The following is a 23887-nucleotide window of genomic DNA, read 5'->3' as shown; positions in this document are numbered from 1 at the left end:
ATATTACTGCTGCAGGGACGCCGCCGGGAAATAACCCCCGGCGCGTTTCGTGCTGCGATAAAAACGAAAACGAACGTGGTCTCTTTCAATGGCGAGTGTAAACATGACAACAGCAACCCCGGCGCGCCTGCTGGTGCGCCCCATCACGGCGGAAGACAATCCCGCCATTGCTCACGTCATTCGCGAAGTCTCCGCCGAGCACGGCCTGACGGCGGATAAAGGCTATACCGTCTCCGATCCCAATCTGGACGCCCTGTATCAGCTCTACAGCCTGCCGCGCAGCGCTTACTGGGTGATCGAGGTGGACGGCCAGGTCGCCGGCGGCGGCGGCATCGCGCCGCTGCAGGGCGGCGCAGACGATATTTGCGAATTGCAGAAGATGTATTTCCTGCCGGTATTGCGCGGCAAGGGATTGGCGAAACGCCTGGCGCTGCAGGCGCTGGATTTCGCCCGCCGGCACGGCTTCCGCTGTTGTTACCTCGAGACCACCGCCAGCCTGACGCAGGCCGTTGCGCTGTACGAACACCTGGGTTTCGAACACATCGACCACGCGATGGGCGCCACCGGCCACGTCGATTGCGAAGTCACCATGCTGAAAACGCTGTAACCGTCCCGTCTCTCCATCAGGGTGCAGCTTGCTGCGCCTTTTTATTAATATCGCAATCAATCAGTAAAACTCGCTATAACGCCGTTTTTCAAGCAGATAAACTGACGTTAAAAACCGAGATGTAAATTTAATGTGAAGTTCGTTAATAAATTAACGATCGCAAATTGACCGCTTGTTCCCCCGCGCTACTCTGCCAGTATCCCAATCGCGCACGGAGAGCTGTCATGTCGGAAAATACCTTTGATTACATCATCGTCGGCGCCGGTTCCGCCGGCTGCGTGCTGGCGGCGCAGCTGATCCGCCGCACCCAGGCGCGGGTGCTGCTGCTGGAAGCCGGCGGCGACGACAATAACCTGTTCATCAAGATGCCGGCCGGGGTGGCCAAGATCATCGCCAAAAAGAGCTGGCCCTACGAGACGGAACCGGAACCGCACGCCAATAACCGCCGCATGCAGATCGCGCAGGGCAAGGTGCTGGGCGGCAGCAGTTCGGTCAACGGTATGATCTACCTGCGCGGCCAGCCGCAGGACTACGACGACTGGGCCGAGCGCTACGGCTGCACCGGCTGGAGCTACCGGGAGGTGCTGCCCTACTTCAAACGCGCCGAGGCCAATGAAAGCCTGTCCGACGACTACCACGGCGCCGACGGGCTGCTGCCGGTCAGCGAGAACCGCTACCGCCACCCGCTGAGCATGGCGTTTATCCGCGCCGGCCAGGAGTTGAACCTGCCCTATCGCAACGACTTCAACGGCGACAGCCAGCACGGCGTCGGTTTCTACCAAACCACCACCCGCAACGGCGAGCGCGCCAGCACCGCCCGCACCTACCTGAAGGCAGTGCGCGACGAACGGCGGCTGGTGGTGAAACTGAACGCCCTGGCGCACCGGCTGACCTTCGAGGGCAACGTCGCCACCGGCGTGGTTTACAGCCAGAACGGCGGCGCGGAAGTGACCGCACTCGCCACCAAAGAGGTGATCGTCAGCGCCGGCGCGGTCGGTTCGCCGAAGCTGCTGATGCTGTCCGGCATCGGCCCGCGCGACCACCTGCAGCAGCTGGGCATCGAGGTGCGGGCGGATCTGCCGGTGGGCAAAAACTTCCACGACCATCTGCACATGTCGATCAACGTCAGCACCCGCGAGCCGATCAGCCTGTTCGGCGCCGATCGCGGCCTGCAGGCGCTGAGCCACGGCGCGCAGTGGCTGGCGTTTCGCAGCGGGGTGCTCTCGTCCAACGTGCTGGAAGGCGCCGCCTTCACCGACAGCCAGGGCGACGGCCGGCCGGACGTGCAGATCCACTTTCTGCCGCTGCTGGACAGCTGGGACGACGTGCCCGGCGAACCGCTGCCGAACATTCACGGCTTCACGCTCAAGGTCGGCTACCTGCAGCCGAAGGCGCGCGGCGAAGTGCTGTTGCGCAGCAGCAACCCGCGCGATCCGGTCAAGCTGCACGCCAACTACCTCGGCCACCCGGACGATCTGGCCGGCAGCGTGCGCGCGGTGAAGTTCGGCCTGGGCTTCCTGCAAACCGCGGCGCTGAAGCCGCTGATCAAAGATCTGCTGATGCCGCAGCCGGAGTGGACGCGCGACGAAGCTCAGCTGGAAGCCTTCGTGCGCAACTTCTGCAAGACGGTGTATCACCCGGTGGGCAGCTGCCGCATGGGGCCGTCGCCGCAGGACGCGGTGACCGATCCGCAGCTGCGGGTGCACGGTTTTGAACGGCTGCGGGTGATCGACTGCTCGGTGATGCCGCAGCTCACCAGCGGCAACACCAATGCGCCGACCATTATGCTGGCGGAAAAGGCGGTGGATTTGTTGCTGGGCGCGCCGCAGTAAGGACGCGCCTCAACGTCAGGCGGCGGTGGGCACGCCGCTGTGGAAACGCAGCTCGCTGTCCGGCGACAGGATCAGTTCAGCTTCGAGGCGGCCGAAATGCGCCACCCGTTCGCTGATGTCGCCGCCGGCGATCTGTTCCGCCAGCGTCAGGTAGTCCTGATAGTGGCGCGCTTCGGATCGCAGCAGCGAGACGTAAAAGCGGTTCAGCTCATCATCCAGGTGCGGCGCCAGTTTGGCGAAGCGTTCGCAGGATCGCGCTTCGATGTAGGCGCCGCAGATCAGTTTGTCGATCAGCGTCGCCGGATCGTGAGTGCGGATCTCGCGGATCATGCCCTTGGCGTAACGGCTGGCGGTGATCTTGCGATACGGGATCCCACGCGCCTGCATGATCTCCAGCACCTGCGAGAAGTGATGCAGCTCTTCCTTGATCAACAGCACCATGCGATCCGCCAGATCCTGGCCGTAGGCCGAGCCGTTTTTCGGCAGGATCTTGCGGGTGAACTGGCCCTGACGGAACAGCGTGTCGGGCGCGCCCTGCGCTTCGTGCAGAAACGCCTCGTAGGGCCGCAGCAGCGCCAACAGCGCGTCGCCGCTCTCTTTGTCCGCCACGTAGCGGCGGATCAGCCACATGCCGGTCTGCGCGGCTTTCAGCTCGCACACCAGGTGGTCGGTCAGCAACAGCTGCAGGTTTTCCGGACGGCGCGCGGCGTCGATCCAGGCGTCGGGAGTTTCACAGTGCAGGAAGCTTAAAATCGGGGCTAGCAGGGATTGGTATGTCATGGCGTCATTGCCCTATGTATTTCAAGTTGCAGCTAGGCGGCCAGCTCACTCATCCCCAGGAGCTTACTCAGGTAAGTGACTGGGGTGAGAGAGTGCAGCCAACAACGCTGCAGCTTGAAAGACGACGGGGATATCAGGGGCCGGCGAGAACCGGCCCATGTGAATAAGCGGGGTTAATTAGTGGCGTTTGCCGTCGTCGTCTTCGTCAATATAGTCGCCGTCTTCGTCATCCTCACCGTCTTCACCGTTCGGATCTTCGAAGTAGGTGCCCCAGCCGTCGTAGTTGACGCCGCAGCGCTCCGCCAGCGCCACCAGCTGCTCGACCTGGGCGTCGATCAGCTCGGCGTTCAGGCCGACTTCGCTGATCACGTCGCAGCACATCACCATCGAACCGTCTTCCACTTCCAGCTCTTCGGCGTCGGTCACTTCGTAGCCCAGTTTGAAGGCTTCAACGGCGGCCTGCTCCAGAACCTCAAATTTCTCGGCGGACAGATGGTGCTCGATGGTGTAGAGCGCGTCCGGATCGCTGCCGTCTTCCAGCAGTTCTTCGATGATCAGGCGGGTCTCTTCACGTTGTTCTTCCAGCAATTCGCGGTTTGCCATGCCTATATCCTCAAGTCAAATGGCCTTCATTCCTTCTATTTTCACACACCGCCGACATTGCTTCCACGATAAACGTGAAAGATTTCCTCACCGGGGTTGAAATTGAATATTCATACATATAAAGTGAATTTTAATTCAATTAGGCAATCAGGGAATCGGACTATGAGCACCGGCAATGCGTTCTACCAACGTCACTTTCTGAGGTTAATGGATTTCACCCCCACCGAGCTGCAGGCGCTGCTGCGGCTTTCGGCCGATCTGAAGCAGGCCAAGAAGCAGGGGCGGGAACAGCGCCGGCTGCAGGGCAAAAACATTGCGCTCATCTTCGAAAAAGACTCAACCCGCACGCGATGCTCTTTCGAAGTTGCCGCATTCGATCAGGGCGCGCAGGTCACATACCTCGGCCCGAGCGGCAGCCAGATCGGCCATAAAGAGTCGATGAAAGACACCGCCCGGGTGCTGGGCCGCCTGTACGACGGTATTCAGTACCGCGGCTACGGCCAGGCGCTGGTGGAAACCCTGGCGGAACATGCCGGCGTGCCGGTGTGGAACGGCCTGACCGACGAGTTCCACCCTACCCAATTGCTGGCGGATCTGCTCACCGTGCAGGAACACCTGCCGGGCAAGGCGCTGAACGAAGTGAAGCTGGCGTACGTCGGCGACGCGCGCAACAACATGGGCAACACGCTGCTGGAAGCCGCCGCGCTGGCGGGCATGGATCTGCGGCTGGTGGCGCCGAAGGCCTGTTGGCCACAGCCGGAGCTGGTGGCCGAATGCCAGGCGCTGGCGCAGCAAACCGGCGCGAAACTCACCCTGACCGAAGACATCGCCGAAGGGGTGCAAGACGCCGATTTCCTCTACACCGACGTGTGGGTGTCGATGGGCGAACCGAAAGAGACCTGGCAGGAGCGTATCGCGCTGCTGCGGCCGTATCAGGTCAACATGGCGATGCTGAAACTGACCGGCAACCCGAACGTGAAGTTCCTGCACTGCCTGCCGGCGTTCCACGACGATCAAACCACGCTCGGCAAGCAGATGGCGCAGCAGTACGATCTGCACGGCGGCATGGAAGTGACCGACGAGGTGTTCGAGTCGGCGCACAGCGTGGTGTTCGATCAGGCGGAAAACCGGCTGCATACCATCAAGGCGGTGCTGGTCGCCACGCTGAGCGCAACGCTCTGACACGCCTCTCCCTCCGCCCTGGCGCCCCCGGCCAGGGCGGCTAATATATTCCTGGAATATCAAATAGCGCATTGGCCTTTGCCCGCCGCCGGCAAAGGTTCTACCGTGACAGGCCGACGGCGCCCGCGCCGTAAAAACCAACGATAACAAACCGTTCTCAGCGCCGCCCTGCGGCGCCTTCAGGGGATACACACCGATGAAAGCCAAACTCTTGCCGCTGTTCCTGCTCGCCGCCCTGCCCGCCGCCGCGTTAGCCGCCACGCCGCCGAATACGCTGGTGGTGGTGCAATCGCTGGATGACATCGTCAGCCTCGATCCGGCGGAAGCCAACGAACTCTCCAGCATCCAGACGGTGCCCAGCCTGTACCAGCGCTTGGTGCAGGCGGATCGCGACGATCCGGCCAAGGTGGCGCCGGTGCTGGCGGAAAGCTGGCAGAGCGATGCGGCGGCCAAAACGCTGACGGTAAAACTGCGGCCGCAGGCGGCGTTCGCCTCCGGCAACCCGCTGACCGCCGACGACGTGATCTTCTCCTACCGCCGCGCGGTGAAAATGAACAAGTCGCCGGCGTTCATCCTCAATGTGCTCGGCTGGCAGCCGGACAACATCGACGCGCAGCTCAAGAAGATCGACGAACATACCGTGCAGCTGCGCTGGACGGCGGACGTCAGCCCGGCGGTGGCGCTGAATATCCTCTCGACGCCGATCGCCTCGATCGTCGACAGCAAAGCGGCGCTGGCCAACGTCAAAGACGGCGACTTCGGCAACGCCTGGCTGAAAATGCACTCCGCCGGCAGCGGCCCGTTCAAGATGCGCGTCTATCAGCCGCATCAGGCGATCGTGCTGGACGCCAACCCCACGACGCCGGGCGACAAGCCGCAGCTGAAAAACATCATCATCAAGAACGTGCCGGATCCGGCCACCCGCCGCCTGCTGGTCCAGCAGGGCGACGCCGATATCGCCCGCGAACTGGGCGCCGACCAGACCGACACGCTGAAGAACCAGCTGGGGGTTAAGGTGCTGGAGATCCCGTCCGCCGAGCAAAACTACCTGGTATTCAACACCGGCAACGGCGCCAATCCGCTGCTGAACAACCCGGCCTTCTGGGAGGCAGCGCGCTATCTGGTGGATTATCAGGGCATCACCCAGGATCTGCTGAAGGGCCAATACTTCGTGCATCAGAGCTTCCTGCCGGTCGGGCTGCCGGGCGCGCTGGAGACCAACCCGTTCCGCTACGATCCGGCCAAGGCGAAAGCCATCCTGGCCAAAGCGGGCATCACCCACGCCGCCTTTACGCTGGACGTAGAAAACAAGCCGCCGTTCATCACCATCGCGCAGGCGCTGCAGGGCAGCTTCGCCGCCGCCGGCGTGAAGGTCGAGCTGCTGCCGGCCGCGGGCAGCCAGGTTTACTCCCGCGTGCGCGCCAGGCAGCATCAGGCGGCAATCCGCCTGTGGATCCCGGATTATTTCGACGCCCACTCCAACGCCAGCGCCTTTGCCTACAATGACGGCAAGAGCAGCACGGTGGCCGGGCTGAACGGCTGGCAGATCCCGCAGTTGAATAAGCAGACGCTGGCGGCACTGGCCGAAGCCGATCCGGCCAAGCGCCGCGCGCTGTACACCGCCATGCAGCAGGAGCTGCAGCGCAGTTCGCCGTACGTGTTTATCGATCAGGCCAAAACCGAAGTGGTGCTGCGCGACAACGTCAAAGGCTACCAGCAGGGGCTGAACGCCGACATGGTCTACTACGATCGCGTCAGCAAATAGCCCGCAGGCGGCCATCGCCGGCCAATCGATTGCGGGGCGGCAAAAAACGGCGTTTTAACGCTTGCAGTGGCGAAAAGCGCGAGTATAATGCGCCACAATTTGCCAGGAGAAAGCATGAAAAACGACGTTTGTTTTGTTAGCCGCAATCGACAAAACCGACTGCCTATCGGCGGCCAGCTGCCGTTGTTTCTCCTGTTGCTAAACCGATCGTTTCAAGCCCCTCATTGAGGGGCTTTTTTTTGCCTTAAAAAGTCCCGCGCCACGGGCACGCGTCGAGGAGGAGTGAAAAATGGCCAACCCGCTGTATCACAAACACATCATCTCTATTAACGATCTCAGCCGCGAGGATCTGGAGCTGGTGCTGCGCACCGCCGCCGGTCTGAAAGCCAACCCGCAGCCGGAACTGTTGAAACACAAGGTGATCGCCAGCTGCTTCTTTGAAGCCTCGACCCGTACCCGCCTGTCGTTCGAAACCTCGATGCACCGCCTCGGCGCCTCGGTGGTCGGTTTCGCCGACGGCAGCAACACCTCGCTCGGCAAAAAAGGCGAAACCCTGGCCGACACCATCTCGGTGATCAGCACCTACGTGGACGCCATCGTGATGCGCCACCCGCAGGAAGGCGCAGCGCGCATGGCCTCGGAGTTCTCCGGCAACGTGCCGGTGCTCAACGCCGGCGACGGCGCCAACCAGCACCCGACCCAGACCCTGCTGGATCTGTTCACCATCCAGGAAACCCAGGGCCGCCTGAACAACCTCAGCATCGCCATGGTCGGCGACCTGAAATACGGCCGCACCGTGCACTCGCTCACCCAGGCGCTGGCCAAATTCGAAGGCAACCGCTTCTACTTCATCGCCCCGGACGCACTGGCGATGCCGGCCTACATCCTGAAAATGCTGGAAGAGAAAGGCATCGAGTACAGCCTGCACGGCAGCATTGAAGAAGTGGTGCCGGAGCTGGATATTCTCTACATGACCCGGGTGCAGAAAGAGCGCCTCGATCCGTCCGAGTACGCCAACGTGAAGGCGCAGTTCGTGCTGCGCGCCGCAGATCTGGCCGGCGCGCGCGCCAACCTCAAGGTGCTGCACCCGCTGCCGCGCATCGACGAGATCGCCACCGACGTGGATAAAACGCCGCACGCTTACTACTTCCAGCAGGCGGGCAACGGCATCTTCGCCCGTCAGGCGCTGCTGGCGCTGGTGCTCAACGCAGATTTGGCTCTTTAAGGGGGAACCGCCATGACTCACGACAACAAACTGCAGGTCGAAGCGATCAAATGCGGCACGGTGATCGACCACATTCCGGCGCAGATCGGTTTCAAACTGCTGACGCTGTTCAAGCTGACCGCCACCGACCAGCGCATCACCATCGGCCTGAACCTGCCCTCCAACGAGCTGGGCCGCAAGGATCTGATCAAGATAGAGAACACCTTCCTGACCGAGCAACAGGCCAATCAGCTGGCGATGTACGCGCCGAAGGCCACGGTAAACCGCATCGACAACTATGAAGTGGTGCGCAAACTGACCCTCAGCCTGCCGGACCACATCGACGGCGTGCTGACCTGCCCGAACGGCAACTGCATCAGCCGCAGCGAGCCGGTGGCGTCGAGCTTCAGCGTGAAGCCGCGCGACGGCGAGGTGCACCTGAAGTGCCGCTACTGCGAAAAAGAGTTCGAGCATCAGGTGGTGCTGCAGGCGGACTAATCCCGGCATGGGCGCCGGGAGATGGCGCTGTTATTCTCCCGGTGACGCCCTATAATGGGTTCTCTGAAAATCACTCTACCCACGTTGCTACCCACCGAATTTTACGCTGCGGCCGACCGTGCGGCGGCGTGAAAGACAACGGGTTTATCAGGAGAAAACATGTCACGTAACATCAGCACTGAACTCGCCCCGGCAGCCATTGGTCCTTACGTGCAGGGCGTTGATCTGGGCAGCATGATCATCACTTCCGGCCAGATCCCGGTCGATCCGAAAACCGGCGCCGTCGCCGACGACGTCGCCGCTCAAGCGCGCCAGTCGCTGGAAAACGTCAAAGCGATCGTCGAAGCCGCCGGCCTGATCGTTGCCGACATCGTGAAAACCACCGTGTTCGTGAAAGACCTGAACGACTTCGCCACCGTCAACGCCGCGTACGAAGCCTTCTTCACCGAGCACAGCGCGCCGTTCCCGGCCCGTTCCTGCGTGGAAGTGGCGCGTCTGCCGAAAGACGTGAAGATCGAAATCGAAGCCATCGCCGTGCGTCGTTAATCGACGCGCACGCGAATGACGGTCAGCTTCGGCTGGCCGTTTTTATTTCTGCTCTGCCCCGACAGCCTGCCTCCCTGCGCCTTTAGCGCTCACCGCCGCCGCCTTTTCGCCCTATATTAAGGCGTCGTCACGCCAGACCTGCACCGCAAACGGGCGTTTTTCGCCGCGTCAGCCTCGCTCTGCGCCATTTTCGCCCGTTATCGCCTTGGCACGTTTTATGCTCGATTGATTGACAGCCTGCAATGTCGACGAGGTGACGATGCTGAATATCAATCTTTCCGCTTCACCGTTTTTTGATGAGATGCTTCTGGCTGAGGGAAAACACCGTGGCCACTACGACGCCTACTGGCAATGGCTGCAGCAGGCCGATCACCAGGCCGTGCAACGCAAGCGGGAAGAGGCTGCGCTGCTGTTTCACCGGGTGGGCATCACCTTCAACGTCTACGGCGACGATGACGGCGCTGAGCGGTTGATCCCGTTCGACAGCGTGCCGCGCATTATTCCGGCCGCCGAATGGGCGATGCTCGATCGCGGCATTCGCCAGCGCGTACAGGCGCTCAATGCCTTCCTGCATGACATTTACCACCAGCAGCATATTCTGAAGGCCGGCCTCATTCCGGCGGAGCAGGTGCTGGCCAACGATCAGTATCAACCCTGTATGCAAGGCGTTGATCTGCATCGTGATATCTATGCGCATATCGTCGGCGTGGACATGGTCCGCAACAGCGACGGCCAATACTACGTGCTGGAAGATAACTTGCGCACCCCGTCCGGCGTCTCTTACATGCTGGAAAACCGCAAAATGATGATGCGTCTCTATCCGGAACTGTTCGCCCGGCAACGCATCGCGCCGGTGGAGCGCTACCCGTCGCACCTGCTGCAAACGCTGCGCGAAAGCTCGCCCATCAACGATCCCACCGTGGTGGTGCTGACGCCGGGCCGCTTCAACAGCGCCTATTTTGAGCACAGTTTCCTGGCGCAGCAGATGGGGGTGGAGCTGGTCGAAAGCGCCGATCTGTTCGTCAAGGACGGCGCGGTCTTCATGCGCACCACCGCCGGGCCGTGCAAAGTGGACGTGATCTATCGTCGGGTGGACGACGCCTTCCTCGATCCGCTGGCGTTTCGGCCGGACTCGATGCTCGGCGTACCGGGGCTGCTGTCGGTGTATCGCGCCGGCAATGTGGTGCTGGCCAACGCCATAGGCACCGGCGTGGCCGACGACAAATCGATCTACCCCTACGTGCCGGATATGGTGCGCTTCTACCTGCAAGAGGAACCGATCCTCAACAACGTGCCGACCTGGCAGTGCCGACATAAAAACGAACTGTCGTATGTGCTGGCCAACCTCGAACAGATGGTCGTGAAAGAGGTGCACGGCGCCGGCGGCTACGGCATGTTGATCGGCCCCACGGCGAGCAAGGACGAGCTCGCCCGCTTCCGCGCTCTGCTGCTGTCTCGCCCGCAGAATTACATTGCGCAAAACACGCTGGCGCTGTCCACCTGCCCGACCTTCGTCAACGATGGTCTCGCGCCGCGGCATATCGATCTGCGGCCGTTCGCCCTCAGCGGCGCGGAGATCCGCCTGGTGCCCGGCGGCCTGACCCGGGTGGCGTTGGCGGAAGGTTCGCTGGTGGTGAACTCGTCGCAGGGCGGCGGCACCAAGGACACCTGGGTATTGGAGGACGACCTATGCTGAGCCGCACCGCCAGTGAACTCTATTGGATGGCCCGCTATCTGGAGCGGGCGGAAAGCATCGCCCGGGTGCTGGACGTCACCAACAAGCTGTCGATGATGCCGATCCGCGACGGCGGCGATCAGGATCTGCAGGTGCCGCTCAACCTGACCGGCACCGGCCAGCTGTATGCCGCCGCCTACCCGGAATTGACGATGCCCAATCTGGTCAGTTTCTTCGCGCTCGACAACCGTAACCACAGCAGCATCTTCAGCTGCCTGCAAATGGGCTGGAACAACGCCCACGCGGTGCGCGGCAGCCTGTCATCCGAAGTCTGGGAGTGCATCAACGCCACCTGGATAGAGATGAAACTGATCCGCCGCCAGGGCATCGGCTCGGTGGGCGCCGATGCCTTCTTCGACTGGGTGAAGGAGCGCGCCCATCTGTTTCGCGGCGCCATGTTCGGCACGCTGCTGCGCAGCGACGCCATGCGCTTTATCCGTCTCGGCACCCTGCTGGAGCGGGCCGACGGCACCGCCCGTCTGCTGGAGGTGAAGAACACGCTGATGGACATCGACGGCGACCCGGTGCGCGAATATTACCGCATGGACACGCTGCTGCGGGCGGTGAGCGCGCGCGAAGCCTACCACAGCATCTACAAGCAGCCGTTGAGCCGCGAGACCATCGCCGAACTGATGATTCTGCGCAATGAAATCCCGCGTTCACTGCTGGCCTGCGTCGGCGACATGGTGCAGCAATTGGAACTGATCGGCGGCGGCGCCAACCAACCGCGACGTCTGGCGCACACCCTGCATGCCGAGCTGCGCTTCAGCAGCATGAAGGACCTGAACAAGATCGGCCTGGGCGAGTGGTTGAGCGCCTTTCTCGGCCAGGTGAACGGCATCGCCGAAAGCATCCATCACACTTATCTGGAGGCGCAATGAAACTGAATATTGAGCACAACACCCATTATCGCTACGCCCAGCCCGTGCAGCGCAGCACCCAATATCTGCGGCTGACGCCGCAGGATTCGCCCCATCAGCGCATCCTCTCCTGGCAACTGTCGTTGCCGGATGACGCGGTGCGCACCACCGACGCCTTCGGCAATGTACTGCACGTGCTGACGCTTGATGAACCGCATCAGGCCATCACCATTCGGGTGCTCGGGGAAGTGGAGATTGAAGACGGCGTCGAAGATCGGGCGCTCGGGCATCTGTCGCCGCTGGTATTTCTGCGCCATAGCCCGCTGACTCAACCCGATGACGCCATTCAGGCCTTCGCCCTGCGTTATCATCAACCGCAGGCGGTGCTGAGCGGCCTGGAACATCTGATGGGCGAACTGCTGCTGAAAATGCCTTACAGCCCTGGCTCCACGCGCGTGACCGACAGCGCCGCCGAGGCTTTCGCCGCCGGCAGCGGCGTGTGTCAGGATCATACGCATGTCTTCCTGAGCTGCTGCCGCAGCCTGAACATCCCGGCGCGCTACGTCAGCGGCTACCTGTACAGCGAAGACTCGACCCATGTCGCCACCCATGCCTGGGCGGAAGTGTGGGTGGAGGAACGCTGGCACAGCTTCGACGTGACCAACAATACGCGCATGCCGAATCAGCACCTTAAGCTGGCGGTCGGCATCGATTATCTGGACGCCTGCCCGGTGCGCGGCATGCGATTGGGCGGCGGCTGCGAAGACATGAGCGCCATCGCCGCCGTACAAATGATGCCAACCGGCCAGTAGCCGCTTGCCGATGGAAAATGTTTCGGGCACGCTGCGCGTTGGCGGCGTGCCGGTCTTGTTTTGAGGGATTGTAGTATGACCTACTGTGTGGCCATGCGTTTGTCGTCCGGGCTGGTCTTTGCGTCCGATTCCCGCACCAACGCCGGAGTGGACCATATTTCCACCTTCCGCAAACTGCACGTGTTCCAACAGGACGGCGATCGCACGCTGGTGCTGCAAAGCGCCGGCAACCTGGCGACCACCCAGAGCATCATCAGTTTGCTGTTGCACCGCAGCAAGGACGCCGAACGCCCCAACCTGCTCAACGCTCCCAGCCTCTACGACGCCGCCACGCTGGTGGGGGAAACGGTGCGCGAGGTGATCCAGCGCGACAGCGAGGCGCAGCAAAGCGGCAGCACCACCGATTTCAGCTGCAACCTGCTGCTCGGCGGCCAAATTAGCGGGGAAGAGATGCGGCTGTTCCATATCTACCCGCAAGGCAACTTTATCGAAGCCACCCGCGACACGCCCTATTTTCAGATAGGCGAAAGCAAATACGGCAAACCGATCATCGACCGGGTGCTGCACTACGACACGCCGCTGGAACAAGCGATGCAATGCGCGCTGATTTCACTGGATTCGACCCTGCGCAGCAACCTGTCCGTCGGGCTGCCGCTCGACGTGATGATCTACCCGCGCGACAGCTTCAGCCATGCCCGGCAATACCGCATTACCGAAGACCATCCGTACTTCAGCGCCATCCGCAAGGGCTGGGGCGAAGGGCTGGTCAGCATTTTCACCCAGTTGCCGCCGCTGCAGCTGTAGGGATCCGGGCTCACACGAGCCCGTCCGCCTCATTGCACCTGTAGCCCCCGCAGCAACGCCTCCAGCGGGTACACCGCCGCAATCACCACTTCGTCGCGCGTCTGCGCCGCCGCATCCAGCCGGCGCTGCGCTTGTTCTGCCTCTGCTCGGCTCAGCGGTTTATCCTGCTGATAGCGCTCCAGCAGCGTTAACCCCAATGCGGCCAGGGCATCGACGTCCTGCGCCACCGGCGCCAGCTCCCGCAGCGTGCGGTTGCCCGCGATCGCCGTCTGCAGCGCCGCGCCGTTCGCCTGCCAGCGCTGCAACCGTTCGCGCAGCGCCTGCGCCGCCGCCTTATCGCGCTTATCCTTCAGCAGAGCCGCGACCTGCGCATGCATGTCGCGCACCGCCTCGCTCTCCGGCGGCAGCGCATCGGCAAAGCGGTTCAGCGGTTCGAACTGATGATAGTTGCCGGCCTGGAACTTCAGGTGCTGGCGGGTGTAATACTGCGCCGGTTCCACCGCCTCGGCCAGGATCTGCAGCGGCACGATCTGCACGCTGTTGCTCAGCCGGGTGAATTCGCGCGCCGTTTCCGCGTGCTGCTGCAGGCCGACCGACACCACCGACCAGGCGTCGATCGCCGCCAGCCGCCGGTACATGTTGTTCTCATCGGTGACGTCCTGCGCCGACCACAGCCGCTCCGCCACCGCAAAGGCGCGCGGCCACAGCTTGAGATCGATCAGCGGCGCGCGCACGTTTTCCGCCCACAGCGCCGCTTCCCCGCCGAGGATCTTGGCCTGCCCCTTCTCATCCGGCACCACCGGCATCTTGCCCGCCGGCGCCGCCGTCAGCTTCTCGCCCTGGGTGGGGTAACGCACGTTGCCGACCAGCGTATAGCCGCTGAGCTTGTCCTGTTGCAGCGTAAACACCGGCCGCGTGTCGCCCATCCAGGTATCGACGCGGAACGTCACCTGCTGCGGCGTGCGCCAGACGATGTCGTGCACCGCGCGACGCGATTTGCCGTTGAAATCGATAAAGCCGCGCCAGCCCTGCTTGCCCTCGATCAACGTGAAGCTGCCCTCCACCGCGCTGCCCTTCAGACGCGGCATGCTGAAGCGCCAGCTTTGCGCCTGCTCGCCGGGTTGCACCGCCGTTTCGACCCCCAGCGGCTGCGGCAGAATTTCATTGCGGTAGTGATAGGCGGTGCTTTGCGGCTGATCGAGATAGAAACCGGTGGAGAGAATGCCCTGATAGCCATCCTGCGCGCTGGCGCCCAGCGAGTCTTGCCCCTGCCAGGATTGAATAACGATCGAACGCGGCAGCGACGGATGATAGATCTCGTCCCAGCCGACCATCTGCCGCTGGTGCTTCTCGAGGATCTTTTCCAGCTTCTGGTTGAAGTAGGCCTGCAGCGCATGGGTATCCGCCAGCCCGTTCTGCTGCATAAACGCCTGAATCGACGGCGACGCCCGCCACTGGCTGGCGTCCACTTCGTCGCCGCCGATGTGCAGATAAGGATCGGGGAAGATCGCCGCCAGCTCGCCGACGATCGTGTCGACAAACTGATACACCTCGTCGCGGGTCGGATCGAGCGTCGGCTTATGCACGCCCCACTCGCGCTCCATGCGATACGGCCCCGGCGCGCTCATCAGGTCGGGATAGGCCACCGCGATGCTGGAGGCGTGCCCCGGCATGTCGATCTCCGGCACCACGCGAATGCCGCGCGCCGTGGCGTAAGCCACTACCTGCCGCATCTGCTCGCGGGTGTAGAACTGGCCGTCGCTGGCCTGCTGTTGCAGTTTGGGGTAATGCTCGGAGGCGAAGCGCCAGCCCTGATCGTCGGTCAGGTGCCAGTGGAACACGTTAAGCTTGGCCGCCGCCATCCCGTCGAGCTGGCGGAGAATGTCCGGCAGCGGCAGGAAATGGCGCGCCGAATCCAACAAGACGCCGCGCCACGGGAAGCGCGGCACGTCGCGGATATCCACCAGCGGCAGGAAGGTGTTTTGCCCGTCGGTCTGCAGCAGCTGCAGCAGGGTCTCCATGCCGCGCAGCGCGCCGAAGCGAGTGTTGGCGGTCAGCGTGGCGCCCTGCGGCGTGACCGCCAGCCGGTAACTTTCGTCGCTGCCCGGCAGCGGCTGCGCCGCCACCCGGTCCTTGATCACCACCTTGATCGCCGCGCCGTTCGCTTCTTCCATCGGCGCCAGCGTCCAGCCGGTCTGCAGTTCGATGCGCTGGCGCCAGCGCGGCAGCGCATCGCCCAAGTCATCACCCTGGACGCTTAACGACAACTGGTGATCCAAAATCAGCTTGCCCGCCGGTTGCGTCACCTCCACCTGCTGCGGCCAGGGCATCAGCGGCAGATCGCCGGCCGGCTGCGCCAGCGCGCCGCAAGAAAACCATAACGATGAAGCCAGTAGCGTATAACGGAAAGGTCTGTGCATCGGAAATTCCTCAGAGGAAAAAAACAAAATATCCCCAATGAATTTCAAACCACCGCTAGGCGGCAAGCGCCCGCATCCCCGGCGCTTAGGTCTGCTAAGTAACTGGAGGGCAGGCGTACAGCCAACAACGCGGTGGCTTGAAAGGCGCAGGGAAAAACAGCCAACGCTGTAGATAAAGACTCAGCACAGAACAGATGTCCAACCGTTGCGGTGAAAAAGCGGACGGGATCACAGTTGCCCCCTCCCGGCCGGAGGGGGCGAACGGGTTATTGCCAGCCGTAGCGGCGCACGAACCAGCCTTTCACGCACTGGGTCAGCACCATGTACCCGGCGAGGATCAGCACCAGCCACGGGAAGTAACCGAGCGGCAGCGCCTGCAGCTGCAGGAAGCCGGCCAGCGGCGAGAACACCAGGCCGATGCCGGTGGCGATCACCGCCAGCGTCATGATGCACAGCGGCCAGGACGGGCGGCTCTGGATAAACGGAATTTTGCGCGTGCGGATCATGTGCACGATCAGCGTCTGAGACAGCAGCCCTTCCACGAACCAGCCGGACTGGAACAGCGTCTGCATTTCCGGCGTGTTGGCCTTGAATACCCACCACATCAGGCTGAAGGTCAGCACGTCGAAGATCGAACTGATCGGCCCAAAGAACACCATAAACCGCCCCAAATCGGCAGAGTTCCAGCGCTGCGGCTGGGTGATCTGATCGTCGTCGACATTATCGAACGGGATGGCGATCTGCGAGATGTCGTACATCAGGTTCTGAATCAACAGGTGCAGCGGCAGCATCGGCAAAAACGGCAGGAAGGCGCTGGCGATCAGCACGCTGAACACGTTGCCGAAGTTGGAGCTGGCGGTCATCTTGATGTATTTCAGCATGTTGGCGAAGGTGCGGCGCCCTTCGATCACCCCCTGCTCCAGCACCATCAGGCTTTTTTCCAGCAGGATGATGTCCGCCGCTTCCTTGGCGATGTCCACCGCCGAATCGACGGAGATGCCGATATCGGCCGCGCGCAGCGCCGGCGCGTCATTGATGCCATCGCCCATAAAGCCCACCACGTGCCCCTGGCGGCGCAGCAGTTTGACGATCCGCTCCTTGTGCAGCGGCGTCAGCTTGGCGAACACCGTGGTGCGCGCCGCCGCCTGCGCCAGCTGCTCGTCGTCCATCTGCTCGATCTCGCTGCCGCGCAGCAGGTGCTCGGCCTCGAGCCCGACGTCACGGCACACTTTGGCGGCAACCAGTTCGTTGTCGCCGGTGAGGATCTTCACCGTGACGCCGTTCTGTTTCAGCGCCGCCAGCGCCGGCGCGGTGCTTTCCTTCGGCGGATCGAGGAAGGCGACGTAGCCTTCGAGGATCAGATCCGACTCGTCCGCCACGCCGTATTCATGGGTTTGCGCCGGCAGGATCTTGTTGGCCACCGCCACCACCCGCAGCCCCTGCTGGTTGAGATCGTCGGTGATGCGGCGGATCCTCGCCAGCAGCGCCTCGCTCAGCGGGATCACCTCGTCTTCGAGGCGCACGTGGCTGCAAATCGCCAGCATCTCTTCCAGCGCGCCCTTGCACACCAGCTCGTGATACTCGTTGTCTTTGGCCACCACCACCGACATGCGGCGGCGCACGAAGTCGAACGGGATCTCATCCACCTTGCGGTAGTTTTGCAGCGCCTGCGGCTGCTGATTTTGCTCCGCGCAGCTCAGCACCGCCACGTCGAGCAGGTTTTTCAGCCCAGTCTGGTAGAAGCTGTTCAGCCAGGCGTAGCGCAGCACCCGCTCGCTGCTGGCGCCGAACACGTCGGTATGGCGCTCCAGCACGATCTTGTCCTGGGTCAGGGTGCCGGTCTTGTCGGTGCACAGAATGTCCATCGCGCCGAAGTTCTGGATGGCGTCCAGACGTTTGACGATCACCTTCTGGCGCGACAGCTTCACCGCCCCTTTGGCCAGCGTCGAGGTGACGATCATCGGCAGCATCTCCGGCGTCAGCCCGACCGCCACCGACAGCGCGAACAGCGCCGCCTCCCACCAGTCGCCCTTGGTGTAGCCGTTGATCAGCAGCACGATCGGCGTCATCACCAGCATAAAACGGATCAGCAGCCAGCTGACCTTGCTGATGCCGCTCTGGAAGGCGTTCGGCTGCTCATCCTGGCTGGTGACGCGCTGCGCCAGCTGGCCGAAATAGGTGCCGCCGCCGGTGCCGATCACCATCGCCAGCGCGGTGCCGCTGACCACGTTGGTGCCCATGAAGCACAGGTTCGGGCAGTCGAGCGGATCGGCCGCCGGCAACTGCGGCGCGGCGGATTTTTCCACCGGCAGCGATTCGCCGGTCAGCGCCGCCTGGCTGATGAACAGATCCTTGGCCGACAGCACGCGCAGATCCGCCGGGATCATGTCGCCGGCCGCCAGTTTGATGATATCGCCCGGCACCAGCTGCGCGATCGGCAGCTCCACGTGCTCACTCTTGCCGGTGAGCGCATCGCTGCGGATCACCGTGGCGGTGTTGCTCACCATGGCCTTCAGCGCGTCGGCCGCCCGGTTGGATCGCGCCTCCTGGATGAAGTTCAGCAGCGTAGAGATCAGCACCATCAGCGCGATCACCAAGGCGCCGGTCAGATCCTCGGTGGCGTAAGAGATCATGCCGAGCGCGGTCAGCAGCAGGTTGAACGGGTTGCGGTAGCAGTGCCAGAGGTGTTGCCACCAGGCCTCTTTCTGCTGATCGTCGATGACGTTCTCGCCGCAGCGCTGGCGCACCTGTTCCGCCTCATGGGCGGTGATGCCTTCCGGGTGGCTGTGAAAACGCTCAAAGAGCTGCATCGTTTCTGCGGCGGCGCATTCCAGCCGCTGCTGCGCCAGGCCGGCCGGCATGTCGCGCGCAGCGCCGCCGACGCTGTCCAGCAGGCTGTCGCGGCGCACCAAACGGCGCGGGAGGCCGCGGGCGAACAGGCCCAGCAGCTGACGGGGGAGTTTTTTCAGTTTCATGGGTCGCACCTCGTCGCCCGGTGCCTCACGGCAGCGGGTAAACGGGGATCGTCATCGGCCGGGCGAATGGCGGGTGCGCCAAAAAGCCTCTGCCAACGCAGATCCTTATTCTTTTTTTCAGCAGCAGGAGCGAACGACGAAGCGCGCGCTACCGGTTACCGTGATGTACTTCACCGGTAAAACAGCAGCGCCAGGCGGAGAGGTTTTACCGGAGAACCGAGTGAGTGTCTAAAGCAGTCGGGTCGGGGTCCATATGGGGAATAACCTCCGGTAAAGGGAAAAACAGAGCGGCAGGAGCGGCCGTTCATCGCAATGTCACAATCCCGTTTTGCATCAAGATCCGCGTCGGAAAATGAGCTATGCTGACGGGCATTGTTTTACAGGCCTTTATGTTACGCCTGTCCACCTCAACGAAAAGTAAACCATGCAAAACCGGCTGACCATCAAGGACATCGCGCGCCTGAGCGGCGTAGGCAAATCCACCGTCTCACGCGTGCTGAACAATGAAGGCAGCGTGAGCCCGCAAACCCGTGAACGGGTGGAAGCGGTGATCCGTCAGCAAGGGTTTACGCCCTCCAAGTCGGCGCGCGCCATGCGCGGCCAAAGCGACAAAGTGGTGGGCATCATCGTTTCCCGTCTCGACTCGCCGTCGGAAAACCAGGCGGTACGCACCATGCTGCCGCTGCTGTATCAGCAAGGCTTCGATCCGATCGTGATGGAGAGCCAGTTCGAAACCCGCCTGGTGCAGGAGCATCTGCACGTACTGCATCAGCGCAACGTCGACGGCGTGATCCTGTTCGGCTTCACCGGCCTGACCGCGGCGATGCTCAAGCCGTGGCAGGAAAAAATGGTGGTGATGGTGCGCGAATACGACGGCTTCTCGTCCGTCTGCTACGACGACGCCGGCGCGGTGAACCTGTTGATGGATCGCCTGTATCAGCAAGGGCATCGGCATATCGGCTATCTGGGGGTGCAGCTCAGCGACGCCACCACCGGCCAGCGCCGCTATCAGGCCTATCTCGACGCCTGTGAACGCCTCACGCTCACGCCGCGCGCAACGCTGGGCGAACTGAGCTACCAGAGCGGTTTCCAGCACGCCGCCGAAGTGATTGACGCGCATACCAGCGCGCTGATTTGCGCCTCCGACAGCATCGCCCTCGGGGCGATCAAATACCTGCAACAACAACCGACGCGCGCCATCCAGGTATGCGCCATCGGCAACACCCCGCTGCTCAGCTTCCTGTTCCCCGACACCCTGTCGGTGGAGTTCGGCTACGGCAGCGCCGGCCTGCTGGCCGCGCAGCAGCTGCTGGCGCAGCTCAGCGGCGAACAGGGGATCCGCCGCCTGGTGGTGCCCAGCAAACTTTCCTGATCGGAAGTTGACCATTTTTCGTCATTTTGTGATCCTCGCCCCAAACCGGGAACGTTCCCATTTCATTCAAAATGCCGAGTGGCTAAGCTTTGATCATTACTCAGTCAACACCTCTGCAGGTATCCCATAATGAGCAAAGTAAAACAGCAGGATATTGATCGCCTGATTGTTTTGGTCGGCGGCCGCGAGAACATCGCCACCGTCAGCCATTGCATTACCCGGCTGCGTTTCGTCCTCAACGATCCCAACAAGGCGAAACCGAAAGAGATCGAAGAGCTGCCGATGGTCAAGGGTTGCTTCACCAACGCCGGGCAGTTCCAGGTGGTGATCGGCACCGACGTCGGCGACTACTATCAGGCGCTGATCGCCAGCACCGGCGTCAACGAGGCCGACAAGGAGCAGGCCAAGGTGGCCGCGCGCCAGAACATGACCTGGACCGAGCGCACCATCTCCCACTTCGCCGAGATCTTCTTCCCGCTGCTGCCGGCGCTGATCAGCGGCGGTCTGATCCTCGGCTTCCGCAACGTGATCGGCGACATCCCGATGTCCGGCGGCCAAACGCTGGCGCAGATGCACCCGGCGTGGAAAACCGTTTACGACTTCCTGTGGCTGCTCGGTGAAGCGATCTTCATGTTCCTGCCGGTGGCCATCTGCTGGTCGACGGTGAAAAAGATGGGCGGCACCCCGGTGCTCGGCATCGTGCTTGGCATCACCCTGGTGTCGCCGCAGCTGATGAACTCCTACCTGCTCGGCCAGCAAACGCCGGAAGTGTGGAACTTCGGCTGGTTCGTGATCCAGAAAGTGGGCTATCAGGCGCAGGTTATCCCGTCGATCCTGGCGGGCATGGCGCTGGGCTGGATCGAAACCCGGCTGAAAAAGATCGTTCCCGACTATCTCTATCTGGTGGTGGTGCCGGTGGTCTCGCTGCTGCTGGCGGTGTTCCTGGCGCACGCGCTGATCGGGCCGTTCGGCCGCATGATCGGCGACGGCGTCGCCTGGGCGGTGAAATCGGTGATGACCGGCAGCTTCGCGCCGGTGGGCGCCGCACTGTTCGGCTTCCTGTATGCGCCGCTGGTGATCACCGGCGTGCACCAGACCACGCTGGCTATCGACATGCAGATGATCCAGAGCATGGGCGGCACCCCGGTGTGGCCGCTGATTGCGCTGTCCAACATCGCGCAGGCCTCGGCGGTGCTCGGCATCATCATCATCAGCCGCAAGGCCAACGAGCGTGAAATCTCGGTGCCGGCGGCGATCTCCGCCTACCTCGGCGTGACCGAACCGGCGATGTACGGCATCAACCTCAAATACCGCTTCCCAATGCTGTGCGCGATGATCGGCTCCGCGATCGCCGGCCTTATCTGCGGGCTGGACGGCGTGATGGCCAACGGCATCGGCGTCGGTGGCCTGCCGGGCATTCTGTCTATCAAGCCGCAGTTCTGGCTGATTTACTCGCTGGCGATTCTGGTGGCGATCGTCATCCCGCTGGTGCTGACCATCATGGTCTACAAACGCAAGGCCGCCCGCGGCGAGCTGCCGGTTTGATTGACGCAAAATGAATGTAGGGGCCTGCTTACGCAGGCCCGTTGTCACGATTCAAAGGTATTGAACTATGAGCAACCCAACCCCCTGGTGGCAGAACGGCGTCATCTACCAAATTTATCCGAAGAGTTTTCAGGACAGCACCGGCAACGGCTACGGCGATTTGGCCGGCGTGACCCGGCGGCTGGACTATCTGCAGGAGCTGGGCGTCGACGCCATCTGGCTGACGCCGGTCTACGTATCGCCGCAGGTGGACAACGGCTATGACGTGGCCGACTACTGCGCCATCGATCCGGCTTACGGCACCATGGCGGACTTCGAGCAGCTGATCGCTGCAGCCCACCGGCGCGGCATCCGCATCGTGATGGACATGGTGTTCAACCACACCTCGACCGAGCATCCGTGGTTCAAGGCCGCGCAAGATCGCCACAGCCCGTATCGCCAGTTCTACGTCTGGCGCGACGGCGAAGGCGATACGCCGCCGAACAACTGGCGCTCCAAGTTCGGCGGCAACGCCTGGCAGTGGCACGCCGACAGCGGCCAGTACTATCTGCACCTGTTTGCCGTCGAGCAGGCGGATCTCAACTGGGAACACCCGCCGGTGCGCGAAGAGCTGAAGAAAGTGTGTCAGTTCTGGGCGGACAAAGGCGTCGACGGCCTGCGCCTCGACGTGATCAATCTGGTGTCCAAGCAGCAGGACTTCCCGTCCGACAGCCAGGGCGACGGCCGCCGCTTCTACACCGACGGCCCGCGCATTCACGAATTCCTGCAGGAAATGAGCCGCGACGTGTTCCAGCCACGCGGCCTGATGACGGTGGGCGAGATGTCTTCCACCACGCTTGAGCATTGCCAGCAGTACGCGGCGCAGAGCGGCGAAGAGCTGTCGATGACCTTCAACTTCCACCACCTGAAGGTAGACTACGCCGGCGGCGAAAAATGGACGCGGGCGGCGCCGGATTACGTGGAGTTAAAGCAGATCTTCCGCCACTGGCAGCAAGGGATGCATAACCGCGCCTGGAACGCGCTGTTCTGGTGTAACCACGATCAGCCGCGCATCGTGTCGCGCTTCGGCGATGAAGGCGCACTGCGGGTGCCGGCCGCCAAAATGCTGGCGATGGTGCTGCACGGCATGCAGGGCACGCCTTATATCTACCAGGGTGAAGAGATCGGCATGACCAACCCCGGCTTCCGCGCCATCGAGCAGTACCGCGACGTGGAAAGCCTGAACATGTACGCCGAGCTGAGCACCCAGGGCCACGGCGACGCCGAACTGCTGGCGATCCTGGCGGACAAATCGCGCGACAACGGCCGCACGCCGATGCAGTGGAGCGCCGCGCCGCACGCCGGTTTCACCACCGGCACGCCGTGGATCGGCTGCGCCGAGAACTACCCGCAGATCAACGCCGACGCGGCGCTGGCCGATCTCGACTCGGTGTTTTACGCCTACCGCCAGCTGATCATCCTGCGCAAGCAGTATCCGCTGCTAACCCACGGCGACTATCAGGATCTGGCGCCGGATCACCCGGCGCTGTGGTGCTATCAGCGCAGCTGGAACGGCCAGCGCCTGCTGGTGGTGGCCAACCTGAGCCGCGAACCGCTGGCCTGGGCGGCGGATGGCGTGGAAGCCTCTGCCCAGTGGCGCCCGCTGATGAGCAACTACAGCGACTCGGCGGATCAGCCGCAGGCGCTGACGCTGCGGCCGTTCGAAGCGGTATGGTGGCTGCTCGAAGACTGACCCCGCAGGGCGCGGCGAACGCTGCGCCCTACAATGTCCCCATCAGCGCCACCACCCCGGCGGCCTCTTGCGCCAACTGCTCATCGCTCATGTCGCTCACGCCCTGCACCAGGTGCGGCGGCAGATAATCCATGCCGGTCAGGTTAGCCAGCGCGTGGAACGGCAGCAGCAGATCCTGCACCGGATAGCGGTTGTAGCCTGCCGGCGTGTAGGCCTGCGCGTTGCCGCCGGTGCTCACCACCAGCTGCAGCGGCTTGCCGTGCAGTTTGGTGCCCTCGCTGCCGTAGGCGAAACCATAGGTTAATACCGCGTCCTGCCATTCGCGCAGGATCGCCGGCGAGCTGTACCAGAAAAACGGGAACATCATCACCACCGCATCGTGGCTTTCCAGCAGCTCCTGTTCGCACGCCACGTCGATGCGGTAATCCGGGTAAGCGCGGATCAGCTCGTGCACGGTCACGTTAGGCAGCGGGCGCACGGCCTCGATCAGCGCCTGGTTGATGCGTGACTCGTCGGGGGTGCGGTGGGCGGTTAACACTAAAATGCGTGACATAAAGGATTCCTTAAACGTAAAGAAGATGAGGCATTTTTCCATTTCTGCCGCTTCGGGTGTAG

19 protein-coding genes are annotated in these 23887 nt (G+C 62.6%); 14 read left to right on the top strand and 5 right to left on the bottom strand.

Annotated features, from left to right (window positions below; translation table 11 throughout):
• The first annotated feature begins 103 nt into the window (after positions 1-103).
• Both ACJ8PE_RS18435 and ACJ8PE_RS18430 read left to right on the top strand, forming a co-directional pair.
• The gene (locus ACJ8PE_RS18435; RefSeq protein WP_042783576.1) at positions 104-607 is read left to right on the top strand and encodes a GNAT family N-acetyltransferase; all 504 of its coding nucleotides are present in this window, start codon (positions 104-106) and stop codon (positions 605-607) included.
• A 224-nt stretch (positions 608-831) separates the two neighbouring features.
• Entirely contained in the window at positions 832-2439 is a 1608-nt protein-coding gene (locus ACJ8PE_RS18430) for a GMC family oxidoreductase (RefSeq protein WP_197793319.1), read from the top strand.
• 15 nt (positions 2440-2454) lie between these two features.
• Here ACJ8PE_RS18430 and miaE read toward each other — a convergent pair whose 3' ends face one another.
• Both miaE and rraB read right to left on the bottom strand, forming a co-directional pair.
• Positions 2455-3219, bottom strand: a complete 765-nt coding sequence (gene miaE / locus ACJ8PE_RS18425) for a tRNA isopentenyl-2-thiomethyl-A-37 hydroxylase MiaE (protein WP_123893242.1) — start codon at positions 3217-3219, stop codon at positions 2455-2457.
• 177 nt (positions 3220-3396) lie between these two features.
• Positions 3397-3822 (bottom strand): ribonuclease E inhibitor RraB, encoded by a 426-nt coding sequence (gene rraB / locus ACJ8PE_RS18420; protein WP_025305115.1) that lies wholly within the window; start codon positions 3820-3822, stop codon positions 3397-3399.
• Between the two features lie 162 nt (positions 3823-3984).
• Between rraB and argF the strand changes: the two genes are divergently transcribed.
• From argF to ACJ8PE_RS18375, 9 genes are all read left to right on the top strand, one after another.
• On the top strand, positions 3985-5004 hold the full coding sequence (gene argF / locus ACJ8PE_RS18415; RefSeq protein WP_197793318.1) for an ornithine carbamoyltransferase: 1020 nt from the start codon (positions 3985-3987) through the stop codon (positions 5002-5004).
• Between the two features lie 196 nt (positions 5005-5200).
• On the top strand, positions 5201-6769 hold the full coding sequence (locus ACJ8PE_RS18410) for an ABC transporter substrate-binding protein (protein WP_197797486.1): 1569 nt from the start codon (positions 5201-5203) through the stop codon (positions 6767-6769).
• A gap of 289 nt (positions 6770-7058) precedes the next feature.
• A complete protein-coding gene (gene pyrB, locus ACJ8PE_RS18405) occupies positions 7059-7994 on the top strand; it encodes an aspartate carbamoyltransferase (protein ID WP_033641691.1) in 936 nt (311 codons plus the stop codon).
• A gap of 12 nt (positions 7995-8006) precedes the next feature.
• Positions 8007-8471 carry an aspartate carbamoyltransferase regulatory subunit gene (gene pyrI / locus ACJ8PE_RS18400; protein ID WP_019453298.1) on the top strand — a complete coding sequence of 155 codons (465 nt, stop codon included), beginning with the start codon at positions 8007-8009 and terminating at the stop codon, positions 8469-8471.
• Positions 8472-8630: 159 nt separating this feature from the next.
• A complete protein-coding gene (ridA, locus tag ACJ8PE_RS18395; protein ID WP_004933379.1) occupies positions 8631-9017 on the top strand; it encodes a 2-iminobutanoate/2-iminopropanoate deaminase in 387 nt (128 codons plus the stop codon).
• Positions 9018-9276: 259 nt separating this feature from the next.
• The gene (locus ACJ8PE_RS18390) at positions 9277-10713 is read left to right on the top strand and encodes a circularly permuted type 2 ATP-grasp protein (protein ID WP_004933380.1); all 1437 of its coding nucleotides are present in this window, start codon (positions 9277-9279) and stop codon (positions 10711-10713) included.
• On the top strand, positions 10707-11633 hold the full coding sequence (locus ACJ8PE_RS18385; protein ID WP_004933382.1) for an alpha-E domain-containing protein: 927 nt from the start codon (positions 10707-10709) through the stop codon (positions 11631-11633). Before ACJ8PE_RS18390 ends, ACJ8PE_RS18385 begins: the two co-directional genes overlap by 7 nt.
• Positions 11630-12424, top strand: a complete 795-nt coding sequence (locus ACJ8PE_RS18380; protein WP_004933384.1) for a transglutaminase family protein — start codon at positions 11630-11632, stop codon at positions 12422-12424. The genes ACJ8PE_RS18385 and ACJ8PE_RS18380 overlap by 4 nt, the downstream gene beginning before the upstream one ends.
• Positions 12425-12499: 75 nt before the next feature.
• A complete protein-coding gene (locus ACJ8PE_RS18375; protein ID WP_015376453.1) occupies positions 12500-13228 on the top strand; it encodes a proteasome-type protease in 729 nt (242 codons plus the stop codon).
• Positions 13229-13257: 29 nt separating this feature from the next.
• On the opposite strand, the gene ACJ8PE_RS18370 is transcribed toward ACJ8PE_RS18375, so the two are convergent.
• Together ACJ8PE_RS18370 and mgtA are read right to left on the bottom strand one after the other, a co-directional pair.
• Complete coding sequence (locus ACJ8PE_RS18370) at positions 13258-15648, bottom strand: beta-N-acetylhexosaminidase (RefSeq protein WP_404769136.1); 2391 nt, start codon at positions 15646-15648, stop codon at positions 13258-13260.
• Positions 15649-15914: 266 nt separating this feature from the next.
• Positions 15915-18623: a magnesium-translocating P-type ATPase gene (mgtA, locus tag ACJ8PE_RS18365; protein WP_197793315.1), complete on the bottom strand. Its 2709-nt coding sequence runs from the start codon at positions 18621-18623 to the stop codon at positions 15915-15917.
• A gap of 424 nt (positions 18624-19047) precedes the next feature.
• Here mgtA and treR point away from each other — a divergent pair, with 424 nt between their 5' ends.
• The 3 genes from treR (at position 19048) to treC (ending at position 23272) form a co-directional block, all read left to right on the top strand.
• On the top strand, positions 19048-19995 hold the full coding sequence (gene treR, locus ACJ8PE_RS18360) for a trehalose operon repressor TreR (RefSeq protein ID WP_042783558.1): 948 nt from the start codon (positions 19048-19050) through the stop codon (positions 19993-19995).
• 129 nt (positions 19996-20124) lie between these two features.
• Positions 20125-21540 (top strand): PTS trehalose transporter subunit IIBC, encoded by a 1416-nt coding sequence (treB, locus tag ACJ8PE_RS18355; RefSeq protein WP_197793314.1) that lies wholly within the window; start codon positions 20125-20127, stop codon positions 21538-21540.
• A 67-nt stretch (positions 21541-21607) separates the two neighbouring features.
• The gene (treC, locus tag ACJ8PE_RS18350; RefSeq protein ID WP_197793313.1) at positions 21608-23272 is read left to right on the top strand and encodes an alpha,alpha-phosphotrehalase; all 1665 of its coding nucleotides are present in this window, start codon (positions 21608-21610) and stop codon (positions 23270-23272) included.
• A 28-nt stretch (positions 23273-23300) separates the two neighbouring features.
• Here treC and ACJ8PE_RS18345 read toward each other — a convergent pair whose 3' ends face one another.
• Entirely contained in the window at positions 23301-23825 is a 525-nt protein-coding gene (locus ACJ8PE_RS18345; RefSeq protein ID WP_197793312.1) for an NAD(P)H-dependent oxidoreductase, read from the bottom strand.
• Positions 23826-23887 lie beyond the last annotated feature (62 nt).

The organism is Serratia sp. CY74737 (assembly GCF_052166775.1).
In the GTDB taxonomy this organism is placed as follows: Bacteria; Pseudomonadota; Gammaproteobacteria; order Enterobacterales; family Enterobacteriaceae; genus Serratia; species Serratia ureilytica.
Note: the sequence above shows the minus strand (reverse complement) of the source record. Positions and strands in the feature narration are given on the sequence as shown.

What these genes read in the sequence shown, in the direction of transcription:
- ACJ8PE_RS18345 (WP_197793312.1), bottom strand. Translation starts at nt 23,825, where the DNA reads ATGTCACGCATTTTAGTGTTAACCGCCCACCGCACCCCCGACGAGTCA.
- ACJ8PE_RS18380 (WP_004933384.1), top strand. Translation starts at nt 11,630, where the DNA reads ATGAAACTGAATATTGAGCACAACACCCATTATCGCTACGCCCAGCCC.
- treC (WP_197793313.1), top strand. Translation starts at nt 21,608, where the DNA reads ATGAGCAACCCAACCCCCTGGTGGCAGAACGGCGTCATCTACCAAATT.
- ACJ8PE_RS18410 (WP_197797486.1), top strand. Translation starts at nt 5,201, where the DNA reads ATGAAAGCCAAACTCTTGCCGCTGTTCCTGCTCGCCGCCCTGCCCGCC.
- treR (WP_042783558.1), top strand. Translation starts at nt 19,048, where the DNA reads ATGCAAAACCGGCTGACCATCAAGGACATCGCGCGCCTGAGCGGCGTA.
- ACJ8PE_RS18435 (WP_042783576.1), top strand. Translation starts at nt 104, where the DNA reads ATGACAACAGCAACCCCGGCGCGCCTGCTGGTGCGCCCCATCACGGCG.
- ACJ8PE_RS18375 (WP_015376453.1), top strand. Translation starts at nt 12,500, where the DNA reads ATGACCTACTGTGTGGCCATGCGTTTGTCGTCCGGGCTGGTCTTTGCG.
- argF (WP_197793318.1), top strand. Translation starts at nt 3,985, where the DNA reads ATGAGCACCGGCAATGCGTTCTACCAACGTCACTTTCTGAGGTTAATG.
- treB (WP_197793314.1), top strand. Translation starts at nt 20,125, where the DNA reads ATGAGCAAAGTAAAACAGCAGGATATTGATCGCCTGATTGTTTTGGTC.
- ACJ8PE_RS18385 (WP_004933382.1), top strand. Translation starts at nt 10,707, where the DNA reads ATGCTGAGCCGCACCGCCAGTGAACTCTATTGGATGGCCCGCTATCTG.
- ACJ8PE_RS18390 (WP_004933380.1), top strand. Translation starts at nt 9,277, where the DNA reads ATGCTGAATATCAATCTTTCCGCTTCACCGTTTTTTGATGAGATGCTT.
- ACJ8PE_RS18370 (WP_404769136.1), bottom strand. Translation starts at nt 15,648, where the DNA reads ATGCACAGACCTTTCCGTTATACGCTACTGGCTTCATCGTTATGGTTT.
- miaE (WP_123893242.1), bottom strand. Translation starts at nt 3,219, where the DNA reads ATGACATACCAATCCCTGCTAGCCCCGATTTTAAGCTTCCTGCACTGT.
- pyrI (WP_019453298.1), top strand. Translation starts at nt 8,007, where the DNA reads ATGACTCACGACAACAAACTGCAGGTCGAAGCGATCAAATGCGGCACG.
- pyrB (WP_033641691.1), top strand. Translation starts at nt 7,059, where the DNA reads ATGGCCAACCCGCTGTATCACAAACACATCATCTCTATTAACGATCTC.
- mgtA (WP_197793315.1), bottom strand. Translation starts at nt 18,623, where the DNA reads ATGAAACTGAAAAAACTCCCCCGTCAGCTGCTGGGCCTGTTCGCCCGC.
- rraB (WP_025305115.1), bottom strand. Translation starts at nt 3,822, where the DNA reads ATGGCAAACCGCGAATTGCTGGAAGAACAACGTGAAGAGACCCGCCTG.
- ACJ8PE_RS18430 (WP_197793319.1), top strand. Translation starts at nt 832, where the DNA reads ATGTCGGAAAATACCTTTGATTACATCATCGTCGGCGCCGGTTCCGCC.
- ridA (WP_004933379.1), top strand. Translation starts at nt 8,631, where the DNA reads ATGTCACGTAACATCAGCACTGAACTCGCCCCGGCAGCCATTGGTCCT.